This window comes from Herbaspirillum sp. BH-1 (assembly GCF_002870055.1).
GTDB classification, from domain to species: domain Bacteria; phylum Pseudomonadota; class Gammaproteobacteria; order Burkholderiales; family Burkholderiaceae_D; genus Herbaspirillum; species Herbaspirillum frisingense.
Genome location: NZ_PKOI01000001.1, coordinates 313,047 through 332,351, shown reverse-complemented (window position 1 = coordinate 332,351; position 19,305 = coordinate 313,047). Strand labels below are relative to the sequence as shown.

13 protein-coding genes are annotated in these 19,305 nt (G+C 64.0%); 6 read left to right on the top strand and 7 right to left on the bottom strand.

The annotated features are described in order from the left end of the window. Positions 1 to 27 precede the first annotated feature (27 nt). Positions 28 to 2,130 carry a TonB-dependent receptor gene (locus tag HBH1_RS01485; protein ID WP_233207487.1) on the bottom strand — a complete coding sequence of 701 codons (2,103 nt, stop codon included), beginning with the start codon at positions 2,128 to 2,130 and terminating at the stop codon, positions 28 to 30. 418 nt (positions 2,131 to 2,548) lie between these two features. Here HBH1_RS01485 and argF point away from each other — a divergent pair, with 418 nt between their 5' ends. From argF to HBH1_RS01470, 3 genes are all read left to right on the top strand, one after another. Next, a complete protein-coding gene (argF, locus tag HBH1_RS01480) occupies positions 2,549 to 3,466 on the top strand; it encodes an ornithine carbamoyltransferase (RefSeq protein ID WP_102661305.1) in 918 nt (305 codons plus the stop codon). A 70-nt stretch (positions 3,467 to 3,536) separates the two neighbouring features. Next, positions 3,537 to 4,871 (top strand): argininosuccinate synthase, encoded by a 1,335-nt coding sequence (gene argG / locus HBH1_RS01475; protein ID WP_102661304.1) that lies wholly within the window; start codon positions 3,537 to 3,539, stop codon positions 4,869 to 4,871. A gap of 44 nt (positions 4,872 to 4,915) precedes the next feature. Further along, a complete protein-coding gene (locus HBH1_RS01470) occupies positions 4,916 to 5,230 on the top strand; it encodes a pyrimidine/purine nucleoside phosphorylase (RefSeq protein WP_006463128.1) in 315 nt (104 codons plus the stop codon). 74 nt (positions 5,231 to 5,304) lie between these two features. Here the strand turns inward: HBH1_RS01470 and murB are convergent, their stop codons facing one another. After that, complete coding sequence (murB, locus tag HBH1_RS01465; RefSeq protein ID WP_199181507.1) at positions 5,305 to 6,336, bottom strand: UDP-N-acetylmuramate dehydrogenase; 1,032 nt, start codon at positions 6,334 to 6,336, stop codon at positions 5,305 to 5,307. A gap of 136 nt (positions 6,337 to 6,472) precedes the next feature. Here murB and HBH1_RS01460 point away from each other — a divergent pair, with 136 nt between their 5' ends. Continuing rightward, positions 6,473 to 6,958 carry a YajQ family cyclic di-GMP-binding protein gene (locus HBH1_RS01460; protein ID WP_006463130.1) on the top strand — a complete coding sequence of 162 codons (486 nt, stop codon included), beginning with the start codon at positions 6,473 to 6,475 and terminating at the stop codon, positions 6,956 to 6,958. Positions 6,959 to 7,071: 113 nt separating this feature from the next. Here the strand turns inward: HBH1_RS01460 and aroG are convergent, their stop codons facing one another. After that, positions 7,072 to 8,145 carry a 3-deoxy-7-phosphoheptulonate synthase AroG gene (gene aroG, locus HBH1_RS01455; RefSeq protein WP_102661303.1) on the bottom strand — a complete coding sequence of 358 codons (1,074 nt, stop codon included), beginning with the start codon at positions 8,143 to 8,145 and terminating at the stop codon, positions 7,072 to 7,074. A gap of 39 nt (positions 8,146 to 8,184) precedes the next feature. Between aroG and HBH1_RS24755 the strand changes: the two genes are divergently transcribed. Beyond that, positions 8,185 to 8,499, top strand: coding sequence for a hypothetical protein (locus HBH1_RS24755; RefSeq protein ID WP_146012805.1), 315 nt, complete (start codon positions 8,185 to 8,187; stop codon positions 8,497 to 8,499). Between the two features lie 217 nt (positions 8,500 to 8,716). On the opposite strand, the gene tldD is transcribed toward HBH1_RS24755, so the two are convergent. From tldD to HBH1_RS01440, 3 genes are all read right to left on the bottom strand, one after another. Further along, complete coding sequence (gene tldD, locus HBH1_RS01450) at positions 8,717 to 10,177, bottom strand: metalloprotease TldD (protein WP_102661302.1); 1,461 nt, start codon at positions 10,175 to 10,177, stop codon at positions 8,717 to 8,719. 26 nt (positions 10,178 to 10,203) lie between these two features. Beyond that, positions 10,204 to 11,010, bottom strand: coding sequence for a carbon-nitrogen hydrolase family protein (locus HBH1_RS01445; protein ID WP_077237816.1), 807 nt, complete (start codon positions 11,008 to 11,010; stop codon positions 10,204 to 10,206). Between the two features lie 119 nt (positions 11,011 to 11,129). After that, positions 11,130 to 15,470, bottom strand: a complete 4,341-nt coding sequence (locus HBH1_RS01440; protein WP_102661301.1) for a YhdP family protein — start codon at positions 15,468 to 15,470, stop codon at positions 11,130 to 11,132. 307 nt (positions 15,471 to 15,777) lie between these two features. On the opposite strand from HBH1_RS01440, the gene glnE reads away from it, so the two are divergent. Then, entirely contained in the window at positions 15,778 to 18,495 is a 2,718-nt protein-coding gene (glnE, locus tag HBH1_RS01435) for a bifunctional [glutamate--ammonia ligase]-adenylyl-L-tyrosine phosphorylase/[glutamate--ammonia-ligase] adenylyltransferase (RefSeq protein ID WP_102661300.1), read from the top strand. Positions 18,496 to 18,585: 90 nt separating this feature from the next. Here glnE and HBH1_RS01430 read toward each other — a convergent pair whose 3' ends face one another. After that, positions 18,586 to 19,107 (bottom strand): hypothetical protein, encoded by a 522-nt coding sequence (locus tag HBH1_RS01430; RefSeq protein ID WP_102661299.1) that lies wholly within the window; start codon positions 19,105 to 19,107, stop codon positions 18,586 to 18,588. Between the last annotated feature and the right edge of the window lie 198 nt (positions 19,108 to 19,305).

Sequence of the window (19,305 nt, the reverse complement as noted above, 5' to 3'; positions counted from 1 at the left end):
CGCGCCGGTGCATGGGCGACCTCGGGTTCAGAACCTGTAGGTCGCCGTGAACGACAGCGTCCTTGGCGCCCCCGGAATGATCTGGGAGGCGCCGGTGGCGCTGGCGTAGTAGCGGCGGCCGGCCAGATTGGTCGCGGCCAGGGTGAAATCGGCGCGCTGCAGGCGATAACCCACCATGGCATCCCAGCGGGTATAGGCGGGCAACTCGACCAGGTTGTCGCGGTCGGCGAAACGCGCGCCCTCGACGATCAGGCCGGTCTCGCCGAACCAGCCCAGCGGCGGCGCGTAGGAGACGAACAGGCTGCCATTGCGGGCCGATACGCCGCTGGCGCGCTTGCCGGTGAATTGCGGTTCGGCCTGCAGCACCTTGGCGTTCTGCTGCGTCCAGCCGGCACGCAGGAACCAGTGGCGCAGCACTTCTCCGGCCACACTGAACTCGACGCCGCGATTGCGCTCCAGACCGGTCTGGTAGAAGGTGCCCGGCTTGAGGGGATCGGCCACGGTGCGGTTGTAGAGCTCCAGCTGGAACCAGGCCAGGGTGGTGCTGATCCTGCGATCGAACCAGTCGCTCTTGAGGCCGGTTTCGACCTGGCGGCTGTACTGCGGGCCGAGGTCGTTGGCGTTGCCCTCGGTGCCGGGCGTGATGCCGATCACGTCGCCTCCGACCGGGGCGTAGTTCTTGCTCCAGGACAGGTAGAGGTGCTGGTCGGGGATGGCCTCCCATACCGCCCCCACGCGCGGGCTCAGGGCATGGCTGGAGCGCTCGCTGCGCAGATTCCTCAACTGGTTGCGCGAATCGATGTCGAAGTCGTCCCAGCGCAGGCCGAACAGGCCTTTCAGGCGGCCGCCCAGATCGATCTGGTCCTGCACATAGATGCCCAGGTTGCTGGCCTTGTGATAGTTCATCTGCCACGGCTGGGGAACGATGCCTTTGTTGTCGCGATTGTCGCGATTGTCGGGATTGCGGAGGGAGACCGGATTGGCCGAACCCATCCACAGCCGGGGGTCGCGCTTCTGCCAGGCATATTCGACGCCGGCCAGCAACTCGTGCTGCAACGGCCCACTGGCGAGCTTGCCGAGCACCTCCAGATTGGTCTGCAGGTTGCGCTGGTGCAGGTCCTGCTGGAAGCGGCTACGCTGGACCTGCTGCAGGTTGCGGGTGCTGCTGACGAAGGATTGCGAGACGAAGCTATTGTCGAAGTCGCTATCGAGTTCGAACAGGCTGATGCCGTGACGGATGCTCCAGTCCGGCGCCACGGCGCGCGTGAGGGTGGAGCGCAGGGCCAGCGTGGTATCGCGCAGCACGTCGCGTCCGGCAGCACCGAAGAACTTGCCATCGTCGGCCACCGGCAAGGCATAGGCGGTGGCCGTATTGCGCGGGGAGAGCGCGGTCACGCGTGCCGGCACGCCGCGGTCGGGGGTGCGCAGGAACTCCTGGTATTCGGCCTGCAGCAGCCAGCTGTCACGGCCGGATTCCCATTTCAGCGACGGGGCGAAATACTGGCGGGTGCCGCGCACCTCATCGCGGAAATTGCCCTCGTGCTCGCGGCCGAGGTTTAGACGCATGGCCCATTGCGCATCGAGCGGACGGTTCCAGTCCAGCGCCACGCCCTGCTGGCCGTAGCTGCCGAAGGTGGCCGAGGCCTGACCGAAAGCTTCCTGACCCGGCTGCTTGCTGATGCGATTGATCACGCCGCCGCCACTGCCCCGCCCATACAGGACGGCGGCCGGTCCCTTGAGGATCTCGATGCGCTCGATGGTGCCAAGGCTGCGCACGTATTGGGCGTCGTCACGCATGCCGTCCAGCAGCATGTCGCCGGCATTGGAAAAGCCACGGATGCGGAAGGCGTCGAAACGGGTATCGGAGACATTGGAAATGCCCGGCACCCCCGTCAATGCGGCCGCCATATCGCGCCCGCCGTAGGCCATCACCCGTTCGACGGCGACGCTTTGCACGGTCTGCGGTATGTCGGTGAGCTCGGTGGCGGTGCGGGTGGCGCTACTGAGCTTGCCGGGACGCGGATCACCCTGGCTGCGCCGGTCGCGGACCTCGACGGCGGGCAGGCGGGAGGTGACGGTTTCTTCCTGGTCATCAGCAGTGGGGGCAGCCAGCAAAGGCAGGGCCGGCATGGAAAGCACGGCAGCAGCCAGCGCCGAAGGCAAGGCTCGCAGACGGAAACCGGATGGGATAACAGGCAATCGGACATGGCAGCTTTTCCTCCAAGGGAATAGAAAGGCGCCGATTCTAATGGGGTAGATGCTAATGATTCTTATTTGTATCGTGACATTTGCTGACCGATTCGTAGTAGAAGGATTTTCTCGTCAGATATCGATAGCTGATTCAAATAAGTTCTGCTTGCGGCTCGAATAGTGTCGAGAAATCTATTTCTGATGCCCGAGCCAGCTCCATTGCCCGCCCCCACAAGGGGATTCGCCGACTGTTTCCGTAAGGCAAGTACAGCAGGTATCTTTTTAAGCCGAATCCCTTATAATCTAAGGAGTTAACGACTATCGGCGGCAGGCGCCACACTGGCCGCCGTTTTTATTTATGGCAATCAAACACTACCTTCAGTTTTCCGACTTTACGCTTGATGAATACGAGTACGTGATCGAACGTTCCCGTGTGATCAAACGTAAGTTCAAGAATTACGAGCCCCACCACACGCTGGCCGACCGCACGCTGGTGATGGTGTTCGAGAAGAACTCCACCCGCACCCGCCTCTCATTCGAGGCCGGCATGCACCAGATGGGCGGTGCCGCGATCTACCTGAACACCCGCGACAGCCAGCTCGGCCGCGGTGAACCGGTGGAAGATGCGGCCCAGGTGATGTCGCGCATGTGCGACGTCATCATGATCCGCACCTACGGCCAGGAGATCATCGAGCGCTTTGCAGCCCATTCGCGCGTGCCGGTGATCAACGGCCTGACCAACGAGCAGCATCCCTGCCAGGTGCTGGCCGATGTGTTCACCTTCATCGAGCAGCGCGGCAGTATCCAGGGCAAGATCGTGGCCTGGGTGGGCGATGCCAACAACATGCTGTATTCGTGGCTGCAGGCGGCCGAGGTGTTCGGCTTCCACGTCAATGTCTCCACCCCCAAGGGCTATGACATCGACCCGGCCCAGGTCTCGCCCGGGAACACGCACTACACCTTCTTCGCCAATCCGGCCGATGCCTGCCAGGATGCCGACCTGGTCACCACCGACGTGTGGACCAGCATGGGTTACGAAGCCGAGAACAACGCCCGCCTGAAGGCCTTCGACGGCTGGATCGTGGACCAGGCCAAGATGTCGCGTGCCAAGAAGGATGCGCTCTTCATGCACTGCCTGCCGGCCCACCGTGGCGAGGAAGTGGCCGCCGAGGTGATCGACGGCCCACAGTCGGTGGTCTGGGAAGAGGCGGAAAATCGCCTGCACGTCCAGAAGGCCCTGCTCGAGTATCTGGTGCACGGCAAGTTCGACCAATGAAATTCCGGGCTGCGCATGACGCCCAGCCCGCCAGTCCTAGTCAATTCATCCTCATCGCAACGTCAAGATCATGTCCAACATCCTGCAATCCGTCCCGGTCAATCAAAAAGTCGGCATCGCCTTCTCCGGCGGCCTCGATACCAGCGCCGCGCTGACCTGGATGCGCCAGAAAGGCGCCGTCCCCTACGCCTATACCGCCAATCTGGGCCAGCCGGATGAGCCGGACTACGACGCCATCCCCAAGAAGGCCCTGCAATACGGTGCCGAGCTGGCGCGCCTGATCGACTGCCGCGAACAGCTGGCCAACGAAGGTATTGCCGCCCTGCAGAGCGGTGCCTTCCACATCTCCACCGCCGGCATCACCTACTTCAACACCACCCCGCTGGGCCGCGCCGTGACCGGCACCATGCTGGTGGCCGCCATGCGCGACGACAACGTCGATATCTGGGGCGACGGCAGCACCTTCAAGGGCAACGATATCGAGCGTTTCTATCGCTATGGCCTGCTGGTGAACCCCAACCTGAGGATCTACAAGCCCTGGCTGGACAGCACCTTCATCAACGAACTGGGCGGCCGCAAGGAAATGTCCGAGTTCATGATCAAGTCCGGCTTCGACTACAAGATGTCGGTGGAAAAGGCCTACTCGACCGACTCCAACATGCTGGGCGCGACCCACGAAGCCAAGGACCTGGAGTTCCTGAACAGCGGCATCAAGATCGTGCAACCCATCATGGGCGTGGCGTTCTGGCGCGATGACGTCGAAGTCAAGGCCGAGACCGTCACCGTGCGCTTCGAAGAAGGCCGTCCGGTCGCCCTGAACGGCAAGACCTTCGACAACATGACCGACCTGATCCTGGAAGCCAACCGCATCGGTGGCCGTCATGGCCTGGGCATGAGCGACCAGATCGAGAACCGCATCATCGAAGCCAAGAGCCGCGGCATCTACGAAGCCCCGGGCCTGGCCCTGCTGTTCATCGCCTACGAACGCCTGGTCACCGGCATCCACAACGAAGACACCATCGAACAGTACCGCGACAACGGCCGCAAGCTGGGCCGCCTGCTGTACCAGGGCCGCTGGTTCGATTCGCAGGCCATCATGCTGCGCGAAACCGCGCAGCGCTGGGTGGCGCGCGCCATCACCGGTGAAGTGACGGTGGAACTGCGTCGCGGCAACGACTACTCGATCCTCAACACCGAATCGCCCAACCTGACCTACCACCCGGAACGCCTGACCATGGAAAAGGGCGAAGGCAGCTTCTCCGCCATCGACCGTATCGGTCAACTGACCATGCGCAACCTGGACATCGCCGACACCCGCCAGAAGCTGGCTATCTACCAGGGCACCGGCCTGCTGGATTCCAGCACCGCGGTATCGCTGCCGCTCCTGGGCAAGGATGAGAAGTAATTCCTGCAGGATTCCCCCTTACACCGTTTAATGGAAGCGATTCGATGAGCACCCAATTCGACAACGTCACCGTCCTCAAGAAGGGCAATGTCTACTTCGACGGCAAGTGCGTCTCGCACACCGTGCTGCTGGCCGATGGCAGCAAGAAGACCCTGGGCGTGATCCTGCCGTCCTCGCTGAATTTCAGCACCGGCGCGCCGGAAATCATGGAAATCAACGGCGGCAGCTGCCGCGTGCGTTTGAAGGGCGAAGAAGCCTGGAATACCTACGCTGCGGGTACCACCTTCAGCGTGCCGGGCAACTCCAGCTTCGACATCGAAGTCACCGAGACCCTGGACTACGTCTGCCACTTCGGCTGATCGCCAGCAAAGCAGAATGAAAAAGCCGTCGGTAGCGATACCGACGGCTTTTTTACGTGCAGGAAAACGCGTACTCAGATGAAGACCGGCTCCGGCTCCAGCTGCACCCCGAACTTCTCCAGCACGTCATCCTGAATCGCCTTGGCCAGCCTGGCGATTTCGGCACCGCTGGCGCCGCCCCGATTGACCAGCACCAGTGCCTGATGTTCGTAGACACCCGCCCGTCCCATGGACTTGCCCTTCCAGCCGCAGCGGTCGATCAGCCAGCCGGCGGCCAGCTTGTAGTGATCATCATCGACCCGATAGCTGACCAGATTAGCGTATTGCGCCAGCAGGCGATCGCGCAGGCGGGCCGGCACGATGGGGTTCTTGAAGAAGCTGCCGGCATTACCGATGCGCGCCGGATCGGGCAGCTTGCGGGTGCGGATGGCGATGACGGCCTCGGCGATGTCACGCGGTCCGGGCGCGGTGATGCCCTGCTCTTCCAGCGCCTGCGACACATCGGCATAGTTGGCGTTGGCGATCCAGCGCCTGGGCAGGGCGAAGCTGACGTCGAGCACGATGGCGCGGTCACGCAGTGCATGCTTGAAGACGCTGTCGCGATAGCCGAAGCGGCAGGCCTCGCGGTCCAGCGTCAGGATCTCGCCGCGCTCGAGATCGAAGGCGCGCAGGCTGTGGAAACGATCCTTCAGTTCGATGCCATAGGCGCCGATGTTCTGGATGGGCGCGGCGCCCACGCTACCGGGAATGAGCGAGAGGTTCTCCAGCCCGCCCAGCCCCTGCGCCAGCGTCCACTGGACAAAGCCGTGCCAGCTTTCGCCGGCGGCGGCGCGCACGTAGGTAAAGTCCTGATCCTGGCCGGTGATCGCCATGCCGCGGCCTTGCATATGCAGCACCAGTCCACCGAAATCCTGCGTCAGCAGCAGGTTGCTGCCCCCTCCGAGCACCAGCCGGGGCAAGCTCATCAGGGAGGCATCGGCGCGCAGCGCCTGCAGGGTTTCCACAGCATCGACGGGCAGGTAGGCGTGGGCCTGGGCCTCGATGCCGAAGGTATTGAGGGCGCGCAGGGAAACGGCGTGCTGGACGGGAAGCGAAGACATGGTCATAGGGCAGCGATTATAGCGCTCCGGAGGCCGGAGATCGGCTGTCGGCGGGACGACGATGGCGGCGGCGGCCCCACTCCGCTAGAATCACGGGTCAGACGCCGGCCTCCGCCGGCTGCAAGAACATAAGGATAAAGCCATGCCCTCATTCGATACCGTCTGCGAAGCCAATCTGGTCGAAGTCAAGAATGCCGTAGAACAAGCCAACAAGGAAATCTCCACCCGCTTCGACTTCAAGGGTACCGACGCCCGCGTCGAACAGAAGGAACGGGAACTGACCGCCTTCGCCGACTCCGACTTCCAGCTGAGCCAGGTGCGCGACGTGCTCACCAACAAGATGACCAAGCGCAACGTCGACGTGCGCTTCCTGGACGAAGGCAAGATCGAGAAGATCGGCGGTGACAAGGTCAAGCAGGTGATCAAGGTCAAGAACGGCATCGAAAGCGACGATGCCAAGAAGATCGTGCGCGTCATCAAGGACAGCAAGATGAAGGTGCAAGCCAGCATCCAGGGCGATGCCGTGCGCATCACCGGCGCCAAGCGCGATGACCTGCAGGCCGCCATGGCGCTGCTGCGCAAGGAGATCAAGGATATTCCGCTGGAGTTCAACAACTTCCGTGATTGATCCCCCGGCCTGACCAGGCCTTGCAATGAAAAACGCCGGCGATTGCCGGCGTTTTGCTTGTGCGCTGCTTGAAGCGGATCAGGTCAGGCCCGATCAGGCCCGATCAGGCCCGATCAGGCCGCATCGCGCTCGTCGCCCACCAAACGGCGCTGCTTGACGGAGTCGGCCAGGCCTTGCAGCACTTGCAGGCTTTCTTCCCAGTTGATGCAGCCATCGGTCACAGACTGACCATAGGTCAGTTCCTTGCCCGGCACCAGGTCCTGGCGACCTGCGACCAGGTGCGACTCCACCATCACGCCGACGATGCGGGTGTCGCCACCGGCGATCTGGCGGCCGATGTCGGCGCAGACGGGGATCTGGTTTTCCGGCTTCTTGGAACTGTTGGCGTGCGAGGCGTCGATCATCAGGCGCGCGGCCAGACCGCTCTTGGCGATGTCCTGGCAGGCCGCTTCCACGCTGGGCGCATCATAGTTGGGCTGCTTGCCGCCGCGCAGGATGATGTGGCAATCCTCGTTGCCGGCGGTAGAGACGATGGCCGAGTGACCGCCCTTGGTCACCGACAGGAAGTGGTGCGGCTGGGACGCGGCCTTGATGGCATCCACGGCGATCTTGACGTTGCCGTCGGTGCCGTTCTTGAACCCCACCGGGCAGGACAGGCCAGAGGCCAGTTCGCGGTGCACCTGGGATTCGGTGGTGCGGGCGCCGATGGCACCCCAGCTGATCAGGTCGGCGATGTATTGCGGGCTGATCACGTCCAGGAATTCGGTACCGGCCGGCAGGCCCAGGTCGTTGATGTTGAGCAGCAGTTCACGGGCAGCGCGCAGGCCATCGTTGATGCGGAAGCTGTTGTCCATGTACGGGTCGTTGATCAGGCCCTTCCAGCCGACGGTGGTGCGCGGCTTCTCGAAGTAGACGCGCATGACGATTTCCAGCTCGTTCTTGTGACGCTCGCGCTCCACCACCAGGCGGCGCGCATATTCCATGGCGGCCTTGGTGTCGTGGATGGAGCAGGGGCCGATGACGACCATCAGGCGGTCGTCCTGACCGTGCAGGATGCGATGCAGCGCGGTGCGGGCTTCGGCGGTGGTGCGCTCAACCTTTTCGGTGCAGCCGAATTCGCGGATGAGATGCGAGGGGGGGACCAGTTCTTTCATTTCTCGGATGCGAAGATCGTCAGTGCGCGGCATTTTTTTCTCCTGGAGTGCTGCAAATATTCAGCTGGAAATTTGACCAAAAAAAAACCGCCATCACTGGCGGTTTTTAGGAAATTCGGTTTTGTCTTTTTACGAACGCTTACCGCTTTTCACCGCCGTGGGGCTGGAATAGCTAAAGTAAAAATAAAAGTAAGCGCGGGCGAAAGACATGTCTGGCGTCATGGATTAATTGAAGCAGATATTCATATTGCTACAAATCCGGGGCTTTGGCAAGGGAGATGCGAAAAATGGAATGATGCAGTGCTCATGCACATATTTCTCAAAAATTATGGAATATTTGGATATTCATTGCCTGATGTGCGCCACGTCAGCCTCCAAAAGCAATAAAAAATCACGCCCCATGCAAGCCCTGCCCGTCTCCTGTGCCACTTTTCGCTGTGGTTATCCTGCAAAAAAAGCGGTAATTTGATCTGGCGACGTCTCCTTCAGCGCCTTCACCGCAACTTTTCCCATCCCCTGCCGACGAAAAAAAAACCGCCGGCAGGCTCTCCGGCGGTCTTCATTGCAGTGTTGAACCTGCTTCTGCTGAACCTGGTCAGCTGGCTCAGGCAGTGCCACCCACGGTCACCCCATCCAGCCGCAGGGTCGGCTGGCCCACGCCGACCGGCACGCTCTGGCCTTCCTTGCCGCACACGCCCACGCCCGAATCCAGGCGCATGTCGTTGCCGATCATGGAGACCCGGTTCAGCACATCGGGGCCATTGCCGATCAGCGTGGCACCCTTGACCGGATAGGTGATCTTGCCATCCTCGATCATGTAGGCCTCGCTGGCGGAGAAGACGAACTTGCCGTTGGTGATATCCACCTGGCCGCCGCCGAAGTTGACCGCATACAGGCCGTTCTTGACCGAGGCCAGGATTTCGCCCGGGTCCTTGTCGCCGCCCAGCATGTAGGTATTGGTCATGCGCGGCATGGGCAGGTGCGCGAAGGATTCGCGGCGGGCGTTTCCGGTGACGTCCATCTTCATCAGGCGCGCGTTCATGGTGTCCTGGATATAACCCTTCAGGATGCCGTCCTCGATGAGCGTGGTGCACTGGGTCGGGTTGCCTTCGTCGTCGATGTTGAGCGAACCGCGACGGTCGGCGATCGTGCCGTCATCGACCACGGTCACACCCTTGGCCGCCACGCGCTCGCCGATGCGGCCGGAGAAGGTGGACGAGCCCTTGCGGTTGAAGTCACCTTCCAGGCCGTGGCCGATGGCTTCGTGCAGCAGGATGCCGGGCCAGCCGGGGCCGAGCACCACGGTCATCGGGCCGGCCGGGGCCGGGCGCGCGTCCAGGTTGACCAGGGCGGTGGCAACTGCCTCGGAGGCGTACTTTTCCAGCAGTACGTCGGAGAAGTAGCCATAGTCATAACGACCACCGCCGCCACTGCTGCCCATCTCGCGACGGCCATTCTGTTCGGCAATCACCGTCACCGAAACCCGCACCAGCGGGCGGATATCGGCCGCCAGCACGCCATCGGCACGCGCCACCAGCACCACATCATATTCGCCGGAAAGGCTGGCCATGACCTGCTTGACGCGCGGGTCCTTGGCGCGGGCGATGCGCTCCACGCGCTCCAGCAATTGCACCTTGGCGGTGGCGTCCAGCGAGGTCAGCGGATCGTGCGGCAGGTAGAGCGCGCGACCGCCGGCGGGGATCATGGACCCGGCCACCTTGACCTTGCCGCTGCCCTGGCGGGCAATGGTGCGGGTGGCGGCGGCAGCGTCCATCAGGGCCGCTTCGGAAATCTCGTCGGAATAGGAAAACGCGGTCTTGTCACCCGACACGGCGCGCACGCCCACGCCCTGGTCGATGGAAAAGCTGCCGGTCTTGACGATGCCCTCTTCCAGGCTCCAGCCCTCGCTCTTGGTGAACTGGAAGTAGAGATCGGCGTAGTCGACCTTGTGCGTGAACATGTTGCCCAGGGCCTTGAGCAGCTTGGATTCGTCCAGGCCGAAGGGAGTCAGCAGCACGTCGCGCGCCACTTGCAGGGCGCCCATGTTGGGTTCAAATAATTTCATAGCGTCTTGTCGGAAGGCAAAAAAGGTCAAAGCTTGCGATGGCGAAGTGCCGGCAAGCTTTCTCGAACGTATTGTAGACGATGGGGGTCGATGTCGCCGATCACAAGGCCTTCGCCTTCCGGCAGGACCGACACGATCTCGCCCCACGGGTCCACCAGCATGCTGTGGCCCCAGGTGCGGCGGCCATTGACGTGCTCGCCGCCCTGGGCCGAGGCCAGCACATAGCACTGGTTCTCGATGGCGCGGGCGCGCAGCAGCAGCTCCCAGTGGGCGCGGCCGGTGGTATAGGTGAAGGCGGCCGGCATCACGATCAGCGCGCACTCGCCCATGGCCCGGTAGAGCTCGGGGAAGCGCAGGTCATAGCAGACCGACAGCCCGACCCGGCCGAACGGCGCCTCGAAGCTGCGTACCTCGCCGCCATGTTCGATGGTGCGGGCCTCGTCGTAGCTTTCCTGTCCGCGCACGAAGTTGAACAGGTGGATCTTGTCATAGCGGGCGACACGCTGGCCTTGCGGGTCATAGACCAGCGAGGTATTGAGGACCTTGTCCGGGTCGGCCGACTGCAGTGGCAAGGTGCCGCCGACCAGCCATATCTGGTGCTGTCGGGCCAGCGTCTGCATGAAGGCCTGGATCGGGCCGGTGCCATCGTCCTCGGCATGGGCCAGCTTGTCGCGTTCGTGACGGCCCAGCAGAGGCCAGTATTCGGGCAGCAGCACCAGCTGCGCGCCCTGCTCCGCCGCCTGTGCCACCAGGCGCGCCGCACTGGCGAAGTTCTCTTGTACCTCGGGGGTGGAGACCATCTGGATGGCCGCCACCTTGAATGTCTGGCTCATGTCTGCCTCTAGTCTGCCACTTGCCTGGCGCATCCGGCTACGGCAGGACGCGTAAATGATATGAAGGATGCTTCAGTATGGCCCATCCCGCGACTATCTGCAGGCGTCACCGATCGGGTTCAGGCACCTGAATTGATGGCCGGGCCGGGCGCAGGCTGACGACGCGGGGAGGCAGGGGCCACCGCCGGTGCCGGGGGCAGGTTATTGGCCGGTGGGGACTGCTCTTTGTCGTCCCGGCCCTTCTGCAGCACTTCCTTGGCGCGCTCGGCGTCCACCGGCGACACCTGCCCCTGCTTGACCACGATGGGGTCGCTCCACGGCCCGGTCACCTTGTATTCGAAACTGAGCGACTTCATCACCGGATTGCGCAGGAACAGCTGTGCCAGCAAGGTACTCACGCCCACCACCGGGTTGACCGCCATGGCCACCACCGAGGCCGTGCCCAGGTTGATCTCGGGGATCACCACCACATGCAGGTCCTGGGTTTCGCGGGCGATGTCGGCCGAGCCGCTCATCAGCACCGAGGCCGTCACGCCGGCCATCTTGAGATTGTCAGTGGTGGCGATGCCGCGAGCGATGCTGGCGGTGCCGGCCACCGTATCGAAGGCAAAGCCTTCCGAGAAGACGTCGCGGAAGTCCAGCGTCAGCCGGCGCGGCAGCGCCTGCAGGTTGAGCACGCCCAGCAGCTTGGCCGCGCCCGGATCGACCTTCAGGAACTGGCCCGAATGCACATCCATGTGGACCTGGCCGCCCAGGCTGGCCATGTCCATGGCATAGGGCGGCGCCTTCCAGCTCAGGTCGCCATCCAGCTTGCCGCGACCGCCGCGGATGGTACCGGGATACCCGAAGCGTTCCAGCAGCTTGCCGGCGTCCTCGACGTCCAGTGCATAGGTGAAGTTGGAGGTATGGTTGCTGCCGAAGCTGAGCCAGTTGCCGGCGGCGCGGAACTGCGCATCGGGATTGGCCAGCAGCAGCCGGCTGATGCGCCATTCGCGCCCCACCGAGGTGACGATGTTGCTGGCATCGAGCTCCAGTCGGCCCAGCTTCTTGTCTCCCAGCTCGAACTGGTCAGCGCGGATGTCCAGGGCCGGCATCTGCACATTGTCGTCGCTGCTGTCGGGCTGGGGCTGGGCCGCCTGTGCTGCCTGTGCCGCTTGTGCTGCTTGCGCCGCCTGCGCCGCCTCGGCGGACGGGCTGGACTTGGGAATGACCAGCGACGACAGACGCGCCGTCACCTTGCCCGCGCCCTTGCCGCCGCTGGGTTCGTCCCAGGTGACGGTGCCGGCCGCCTGTTGCGACTCCAGGTTCATCTGCCAGGCATTGCGGCGATGCGTCGCCTCCAGGATCAGCTTGTTGAGTTTCTTGCCCATCAGCTTGAGCTCGCCCACCCGGGCCGAGACATTGTCCGGCTGCAGGTACTGCGTCACATCATCGCTGGCCAGGCGCCCCGCCGGGCTGGCTGCCGGGCTGCTGCTGCCCTTGCCGACCAGGTCGTTCTTCAGGGCCAGCCAGGCATCCAGGTCCAGGCTGTCGGTCGCCAGCGCCAGCTTGAGTCCAGAGGGTGGCATCGGTGCCGGCTGATTCCAGCCGATGCCGCCACTGGCAACGCGCCAATTGCCACCGCTGGCCACCACCCGTTCGCGCACGTGGCGCGTGCTGATGTTCTGCCCCAGCGAGACGCGCAATTCCTCGCGCTCGATCAGCGGATCGGACGAGGCCAGCGGCAGCAGGTCCACCCGCAACGGCAGAACGTCCTGTGCGCCCTTGCGCAAAGGTGCCGGCAGGTCCAACCCCAGCCCGGCCAGGTTGGATTCGATGCTGACCTCGGGCTGGCGCTGCCGCACCTGCACCGTGGCGGTATAGCGGGCGCTCCCCGACAGGCGTGCCAGCAGACGCTGCAGCGAGGGCTCGGTATATTGCCTGCGCAGCGCCTCGACATTGACCGCGCCCTCCAGCCGCACCTGGCTGCTGCCATCCTTCTGGGTGCCGCCGCTGATGGCCAGGCTGTCGCCCAGGAACTGGCCGCGCACGCCGTTGAGGGTGAAACCGCGTTCGTTGAATTCCACCTTGCCGGTGGTCCGATACAGCACCGGCAGGTCTGGCAGCAGGTCGACGTCGTTGTTGGCGAAGTGGAAGGCACCCTGGGCGCGGGTGTCGATGGCGTGGTTCAGCGGCATCTGGAATTTCAGGTCCAGCCTGGCCTCACCGGTGGCACTGCTGTGCTCCATGACATTGCCGGTCCAGCGCGCCACCGGGCTCTGGTTCACGTACTGCAGGAAGGCCGGCATCGGACCATTGGCCACGCCATCGATTTCCAGCGTGGCTTCGTGCGAATCGACATCGGCCACCCGCGCCGTCACCGGCCCCAACCGCGCGCCCAGGCTGCGGGCGCTCTCGGCCTTGATCTCCAGGCGCGTGCGGTCGATGCTCAGGCGCCCACGCCCCTCTTCCAGCAAGGGCCACTCGGGTTCCTTGCCGTCACGCCCGAGATGGCCCGGGGTGTAATTCAGCTTGAGCCCCTCGAAGTCGCCGCTCAGCTGGAACTGGCCCTTGGGCTGCTCGCCAGGCTTGGCGGTATGGAACGGGAAATCAGCCAGCGCGCCCTTGAGCTTGAACTGCACATCATGCAGGTTGCCCGCCATCAGCCCCTCGGTCAGCCAGCGTCGCAGGGGTTCGCTCATGTGCTGCGGCAGATAGCGCCGGATCGCCTTGACGTCGAAGCTGCTGATCTCGCCGGCCACGTCCAGGGTACCCGCCGACTTGCCCTGCAAGGGCAGCAGATGGCGACCGGACAGGCTGCCGGCCACGCCGGGCTGGCTGAACTGCATCTGGTCCAGGTCCACCTGCAGTGTCTGATCCTTCAGATATTGCCAGTGCGCCTGAAGCTTCAGGGTATCGAAGGGCATGCTGGGCTCGGCAAACATGTCGGCGGGCAGATCGACCACCAGTTGCTGCGTATCCACCTTGACCGAGCCGCCCTTTTCGGTGGCATCGATCTCGCCGCTCAGGTTGCTGAAACCCGGGAAGCCCGCCCACTGGGCGCGCGCCTGCTGGGCCGGATTCTTGCGCGGCTCCACATGGGCCGCCAGGCCCTTCATGCCCAGGCCCTTGAAACGTCCCTGTACCCGGTAGGAACTCAGCTCCGGATAACTGCCCTGCCACTGCACGGTGAAATCGTTCAGTTCTCCGCGTGGCGCCAGGTCGTCCAGCAACTTGCGCTGCGAAGGTGCCAGCGGCAGCCGGGTCGCCAGTTGCGACAGCGTCTGCAGGTTCAGGTAGGTGGCCTTGACACTGGTGCGCTCGGCCTTGAGCGGGGTGGCCGGCTCGTAGCTCTCGGTGATCGAGGTCGGCGGCAGGACGAAGCCGTCCGGGGTTTCTATCGAGAAATCGGTGAGGGTCACCTGGTGGCCGTTGGCACCGAAGGTGGGCACGCCGTCCTGCTGGCCGGCGCCCAGGGTTTCGCTGGCCGAGATGCGGCCATTGACGCGCTTGAGCGAGAGGGGCTCCAGCTGGCGCGACAACTGGGCGTTGAAATCGGCCAGGCTCAGGTCGGCGGTGAAATTGGCGACCTTGGCATGGTCCAGCGCGAGCCAGGCCCGCACCGAACCGCGACCGCTGTTGATGGCGATCGGGTAGTCCACCCAGGCGCGCCAGACCGCCAGGTCGGTATTGCGCAGGTCGGCATAGAGCACGCCCTTCCAGCGCGTGATCTCGGAACTGCGGGCAAAGGCCGGATGACTGAAATCGGCCCTGACATCGAGCGGCGCCGAGGTCTCCTGCGGCGGATTGGCGCGCAAGGACAGGCGGTGGCGCAGCCAGCGGTTGTGCAGGATCAGGTTGACGTCTTCCAGCACCAGCTCGGGCGCCTTGCGCATTTCGTCATCCCAGCGCAGCTTGCTGTGACGGATCACGATCTCGCGCTGCGACAGCAGCCAATCCAGCGTACTGCCGTCCCCCCCCGTGGGCACCGGGATGCCGGCTACGAAGAGCTTGCCGGCGGCATCGCGGCGGATCGCCAGGTCGGCGCCCTCGATGCTCAGGTTTTCCACCCGCAGCGCCGCCACCAGCACGCTGCTCCAGGACAAGGTGGTCGATACCCGCGGCAAGGTCAGCGCGGGCTCGCCCTGCTGGTCATGCACGGTGATATTGGACAGGGAAAGCTGCGGGCGCAGGCCGCTCCAGGAAGCGTCGATGGCCTCGATGCTGACCGCGCGCCCGATCTGGGCCGACACCAGATGTTCGATGCGCGGCTTGTAGTGGCCGATCTCGGGCAGCACCGCATAGCGCAGCACCAGGAACAGCGCGCAAAAGACGAAGTAGGCCGCCAGCAGCAGCTTGAGGGTGAAGCCCAGCACATGGTGGCTGGCCCGGTTCAGGTGAATGTAGCTGCCCCGCGCAACTCGCCAGCACAGCGCCCAACGGCCAGGCCTGGGTGCGGCGTTATGTTTTTCGTGGGACATCAGGATGCAAAGGCAGCTCGGTATGGGAGAAAATCGGGCAGGCGACATGATCGCATGGAAAACCAGGCCATGCCATCCGTGCCAAGGACGTATGAGGGGCAAAATGTCCGATAAGTTTAAAAAGGAAGGCTAGAATCCCCGTTATCGTGCAAAACCGTCAGCCCGCTGTCAGTCCTGCCTACACTATCGGTCAACAGGGCGGCCTGCTGAAGTGCCAATGAAATGCCATTGACGTACCTTAACGGCGGTTTGCCCTCCTTTACACCATCGTGTTTTCACATCCTGTCGTGGAGCTTTGCGGTCCCCTATGCCTGTTCATCAACGATCCCTGGTCGACGCCACCACCTCCCGCTACTACACCCGCTGGACCCAGGCCGACGCCGCCCGCCCGGCCCTGGTCCTGGCCGCCGCCGCCCAGCCCATGGACCGTGCCGGCATGCAGCAGCGCCTGCAGGCCGACCTCGACGCCGGCCTGGCGCTGCCGGCCGCCATGCGGCGCCTGCGCAACCTGATCATCTGCGCCCTGATCACGCGCGACCTCGACGGCCGCGCCGACCTGGCCGAAGTGGTGGCAACCATGACCGGCTTTGCCGATTTTGCGGTGCAGACCCATCTGGCCGCGCTGATGCAGGAACAGACCGCCCTCTACGGCCAGCCCATCGGCGAGGAGTCCGGCCGCCCGCAGGAAATGATCGTGCTGGGCATGGGCAAGCTGGGCGGGGGCGAACTCAACGTGTCCTCCGACATCGACCTCATCTTCGTCTATCCGGAAGATGGCGACACCCGGGCCGAAGCCGGCCAGAAGTCGCTGTCCAACCATGAATTCTTCGTGCGCCTGGGCAAGAAACTCATCGGCGCCCTGGCCGAGATCACCGAAGACGGCTTCACCTTCCGGGTCGACATGGCGCTGCGCCCCAACGGCAACTCCGGCCCGCTGGTGGCCAGCTTCAACATGGTCGAGGAATACCTGGTGCGCCAGGGCCGCGAATGGGAGCGCTATGCCTGGACCAAGGCCCGCGCCCTGACCGGCACACCGGAGGATATCGCCACCCTGGAGGCGATCAGCCGCCCCTTCATCTTCCGCCGCTACCTGGACTTCGGCTCCATCGACGCCCTGCGCTCCATGCACGGCCAGATCCGCGCCGAGGTCAAGCGCCAGGAAGCCCTGCACCCGGACCGCAGCAACAACGTCAAGCTGGGTCGGGGCGGCATCCGCGAGATCGAGTTCACCAGCCAGGTGTTCCAGCTGATCCGGGGCGGGCGCGACGTGGAGCTGCGCGACCGCTCCACCCGCATCACCCTGCGCACCCTGGCCGCCAAGGAACTGCTGGCGCCCGAGGTGGTGCAGCAGTTGCTGGACGCCTACAGCTTCCTGCGTGACCTCGAACACCGCCTGCAATACCTGGAAGACGCCCAGACCCACACCCTGCCCGTCAATCCCGACGACCTGCTGCTGGTGGCGCAGATGATGGGCTACCCGGACAGCGCGGCCCTGCTGCATGAGCTGGAAGGCCAGCGCGCCATCGTCGCCGCCCAGTTCGACGCCATCTTCGCCGACAAGCAATCCGGCGAAAGCGAAGCCGATGGCCCGGCCGTGAGCGTGAGCGAGAACGACAACCTGGAAGGCCTGGCCGACGCCCTGCGCCTGGTCGGCTTCCCGGAAGACGACGTCGAGGACGGCGCCCGGCGCCTGCACCTGACCTGGCAATCGCCGCGCATGCAGAGCCTGCCCGAGGCCAGCCGCAACCGGCTCAATACGGTCATCAACAACTGCCTGCCGCTGCTGGCGGCACTGCACTACGACGAACTGCCGGCCCTGGGGCGGCTGCTGGATTTCCTCGAAGCCATTGCCCGCCGCGCCGCCTACCTGGCACTCCTGACCGAATATCCCTACGCCCTGCAGCGCCTGGTGCGCATGATCGGTGCCAGCGGCTGGGCCGCCACCTACCTGACGCGCCACCCCCTGCTGCTGGATGAACTGCTGGACGACCGCAACCTCAAGGCCGGCTCCGACTGGGCTGCCTTCGCCGACAACTGCCGGCGCCAGCTGGCCACGGCCGAAGGCGACACCGAACGCCAGCTCGACATCCTGCGCGAACTGCACCACGCCGAACAGTTCCGCCTGCTGGCGCAGGATCTGGAAGGCGACCTGTCGGTGGAAAAACTGGCCGATGAACTCTCCGCCCTGGCCGACGTACTGGTGCAGGTGACCATCGAAGCGGTCTGGGGCACTATCACCCAGCGCCACCGCGAGGTCCCGCAGTTCGCCGTGATCGCCTACGGCAAGCTGGGCGGCAAGGAACTGGGCTATGCCTCGGATCTGGACGTGGTCTTCCTCTACGACGATGACGACCAGGAAGCCCCGGCCCTCTACGCCAAGCTGGCGCAGCGCTTCATCACCTGGATGACCAGCCACACCCCGGCCGGCACCCTGTTCGACATCGACATCGCCCTGCGCCCGGACGGCGCCAGCGGCCTGCTGGTGTCGCCGCTGTCGGCGTTCGAAAAATACCAGCTCAACGCCGCCTGGATCTGGGAACACCAGGCCCTCACCCGCGCCCGTTTCTGTGCCGGCGACAGCGCCATCGGCGAACGTTTCGAGGCGCTGCGTGAGCGCGTGCTGCGCCAGCTGCGCGACGCCGACAAGCTGGAAGAGGAAGTGCTTTCCATGCGGCGCCGCATGCGCGACGCCCATCCCAACCGCAGCATGATGTTCGATCTCAAGCACGACGAGGGCGGCATGATCGACATCGAATTCATGGTGCAGTACCTGGTCCTGCGCCATGCCTGCGACCATCCGCAACTGACCGGCGACATCGGCAACATCGCGCTGTTGAAGCTGGCGGCGCAGCTCGGGCTGATCGATGCCCTCATGGCCGACGAGGCGGCCAACGCCTATCGTCTCTTCCGCAAGCTGCAGCACCAGATCCGGCTACAGGGTTCGGACCGGGCGCATATCGACGCCATCCGCGTGGAGCATGAACGGGCCTGCGTAATCCGGCTGTGGCAGCAGGTGTTCGGTTGAAATGGCCATGTCGGCGCAAAAGTGAAAAAAAGGGATGCACCGGCCGGTGCATCCCTCTTTCCTGAAAGCGAACTGATCGCCAGGTGAAGATCAGTACTTGGGTGGCTGTTTGTCTTCGCGGCTGGCGCGACGATCAGTGGTCGTGCTGTCGCGGGTGGTGGACGAGGAGCTTTCGCGGTCACGCGAGCGGGCGTTGTCGCGATTGGCATCACGTTCGCGGGCACGGCTGCTGCGATCGCTGTCCTTGGCATCCTTGTCCTTCCCATCTTTTCCCTTGGCGTCATCCTTGGCCGGTTCGGCCGCGGGTGCCGGCGTGGGCGGCGTCACGGTCTGGATGCCCTTGGCGGCCATGTATTCGTGCATGTCCTTCCAGCCGGCGAAGATACCGGCCTTCAGGGCATCGGGATTGCGCTGGTAGCAGTCTTCCAGGCTCTGGCCGGCCTGGCGGCAGCCGGCGCCCAGCGCGATACCCTCGGCCTTGGCCTCTTCCGGAGTCTGCTTGGGCTTGGTGAAGCTGCTGACATAGTCGCACGCGGACAGCGACAGGCTGACGGCGGATATCAAGGCCAGGTTGGCCAACAGGCGACGGGCCTGGGATGAGCTTGCTGACATGCGTTCCCTCGTTGGGTCGGTTGCTCTTGTTGTTGACGGGCCTGCGGCCCTTGGCGGCAAACGGACAAAAGGCCATTGCAAGCGACGCTCGCAACAGCCTTCTGATCCTTTTGCAGGCTGATCCGTCTATTTTCACCTCGGCAAGCAGGCTTGCATACGAGGAAAAGAAGCCGAAACAGCCCTGAAATTGACGCTCCC

What these genes read in the sequence shown, in the direction of transcription:
- HBH1_RS01485 (WP_233207487.1), bottom strand. Translation starts at nt 2,130, where the DNA reads ATGCCGGCCCTGCCTTTGCTGGCTGCCCCCACTGCTGATGACCAGGAA.
- argF (WP_102661305.1), top strand. Translation starts at nt 2,549, where the DNA reads ATGGCAATCAAACACTACCTTCAGTTTTCCGACTTTACGCTTGATGAA.
- argG (WP_102661304.1), top strand. Translation starts at nt 3,537, where the DNA reads ATGTCCAACATCCTGCAATCCGTCCCGGTCAATCAAAAAGTCGGCATC.
- HBH1_RS01470 (WP_006463128.1), top strand. Translation starts at nt 4,916, where the DNA reads ATGAGCACCCAATTCGACAACGTCACCGTCCTCAAGAAGGGCAATGTC.
- murB (WP_199181507.1), bottom strand. Translation starts at nt 6,336, where the DNA reads ATGACCATGTCTTCGCTTCCCGTCCAGCACGCCGTTTCCCTGCGCGCC.
- HBH1_RS01460 (WP_006463130.1), top strand. Translation starts at nt 6,473, where the DNA reads ATGCCCTCATTCGATACCGTCTGCGAAGCCAATCTGGTCGAAGTCAAG.
- aroG (WP_102661303.1), bottom strand. Translation starts at nt 8,145, where the DNA reads ATGCCGCGCACTGACGATCTTCGCATCCGAGAAATGAAAGAACTGGTC.
- tldD (WP_102661302.1), bottom strand. Translation starts at nt 10,177, where the DNA reads ATGAAATTATTTGAACCCAACATGGGCGCCCTGCAAGTGGCGCGCGAC.
- HBH1_RS01445 (WP_077237816.1), bottom strand. Translation starts at nt 11,010, where the DNA reads ATGAGCCAGACATTCAAGGTGGCGGCCATCCAGATGGTCTCCACCCCC.
- HBH1_RS01440 (WP_102661301.1), bottom strand. Translation starts at nt 15,470, where the DNA reads ATGTCCCACGAAAAACATAACGCCGCACCCAGGCCTGGCCGTTGGGCG.
- glnE (WP_102661300.1), top strand. Translation starts at nt 15,778, where the DNA reads ATGCCTGTTCATCAACGATCCCTGGTCGACGCCACCACCTCCCGCTAC.
- HBH1_RS01430 (WP_102661299.1), bottom strand. Translation starts at nt 19,107, where the DNA reads ATGTCAGCAAGCTCATCCCAGGCCCGTCGCCTGTTGGCCAACCTGGCC.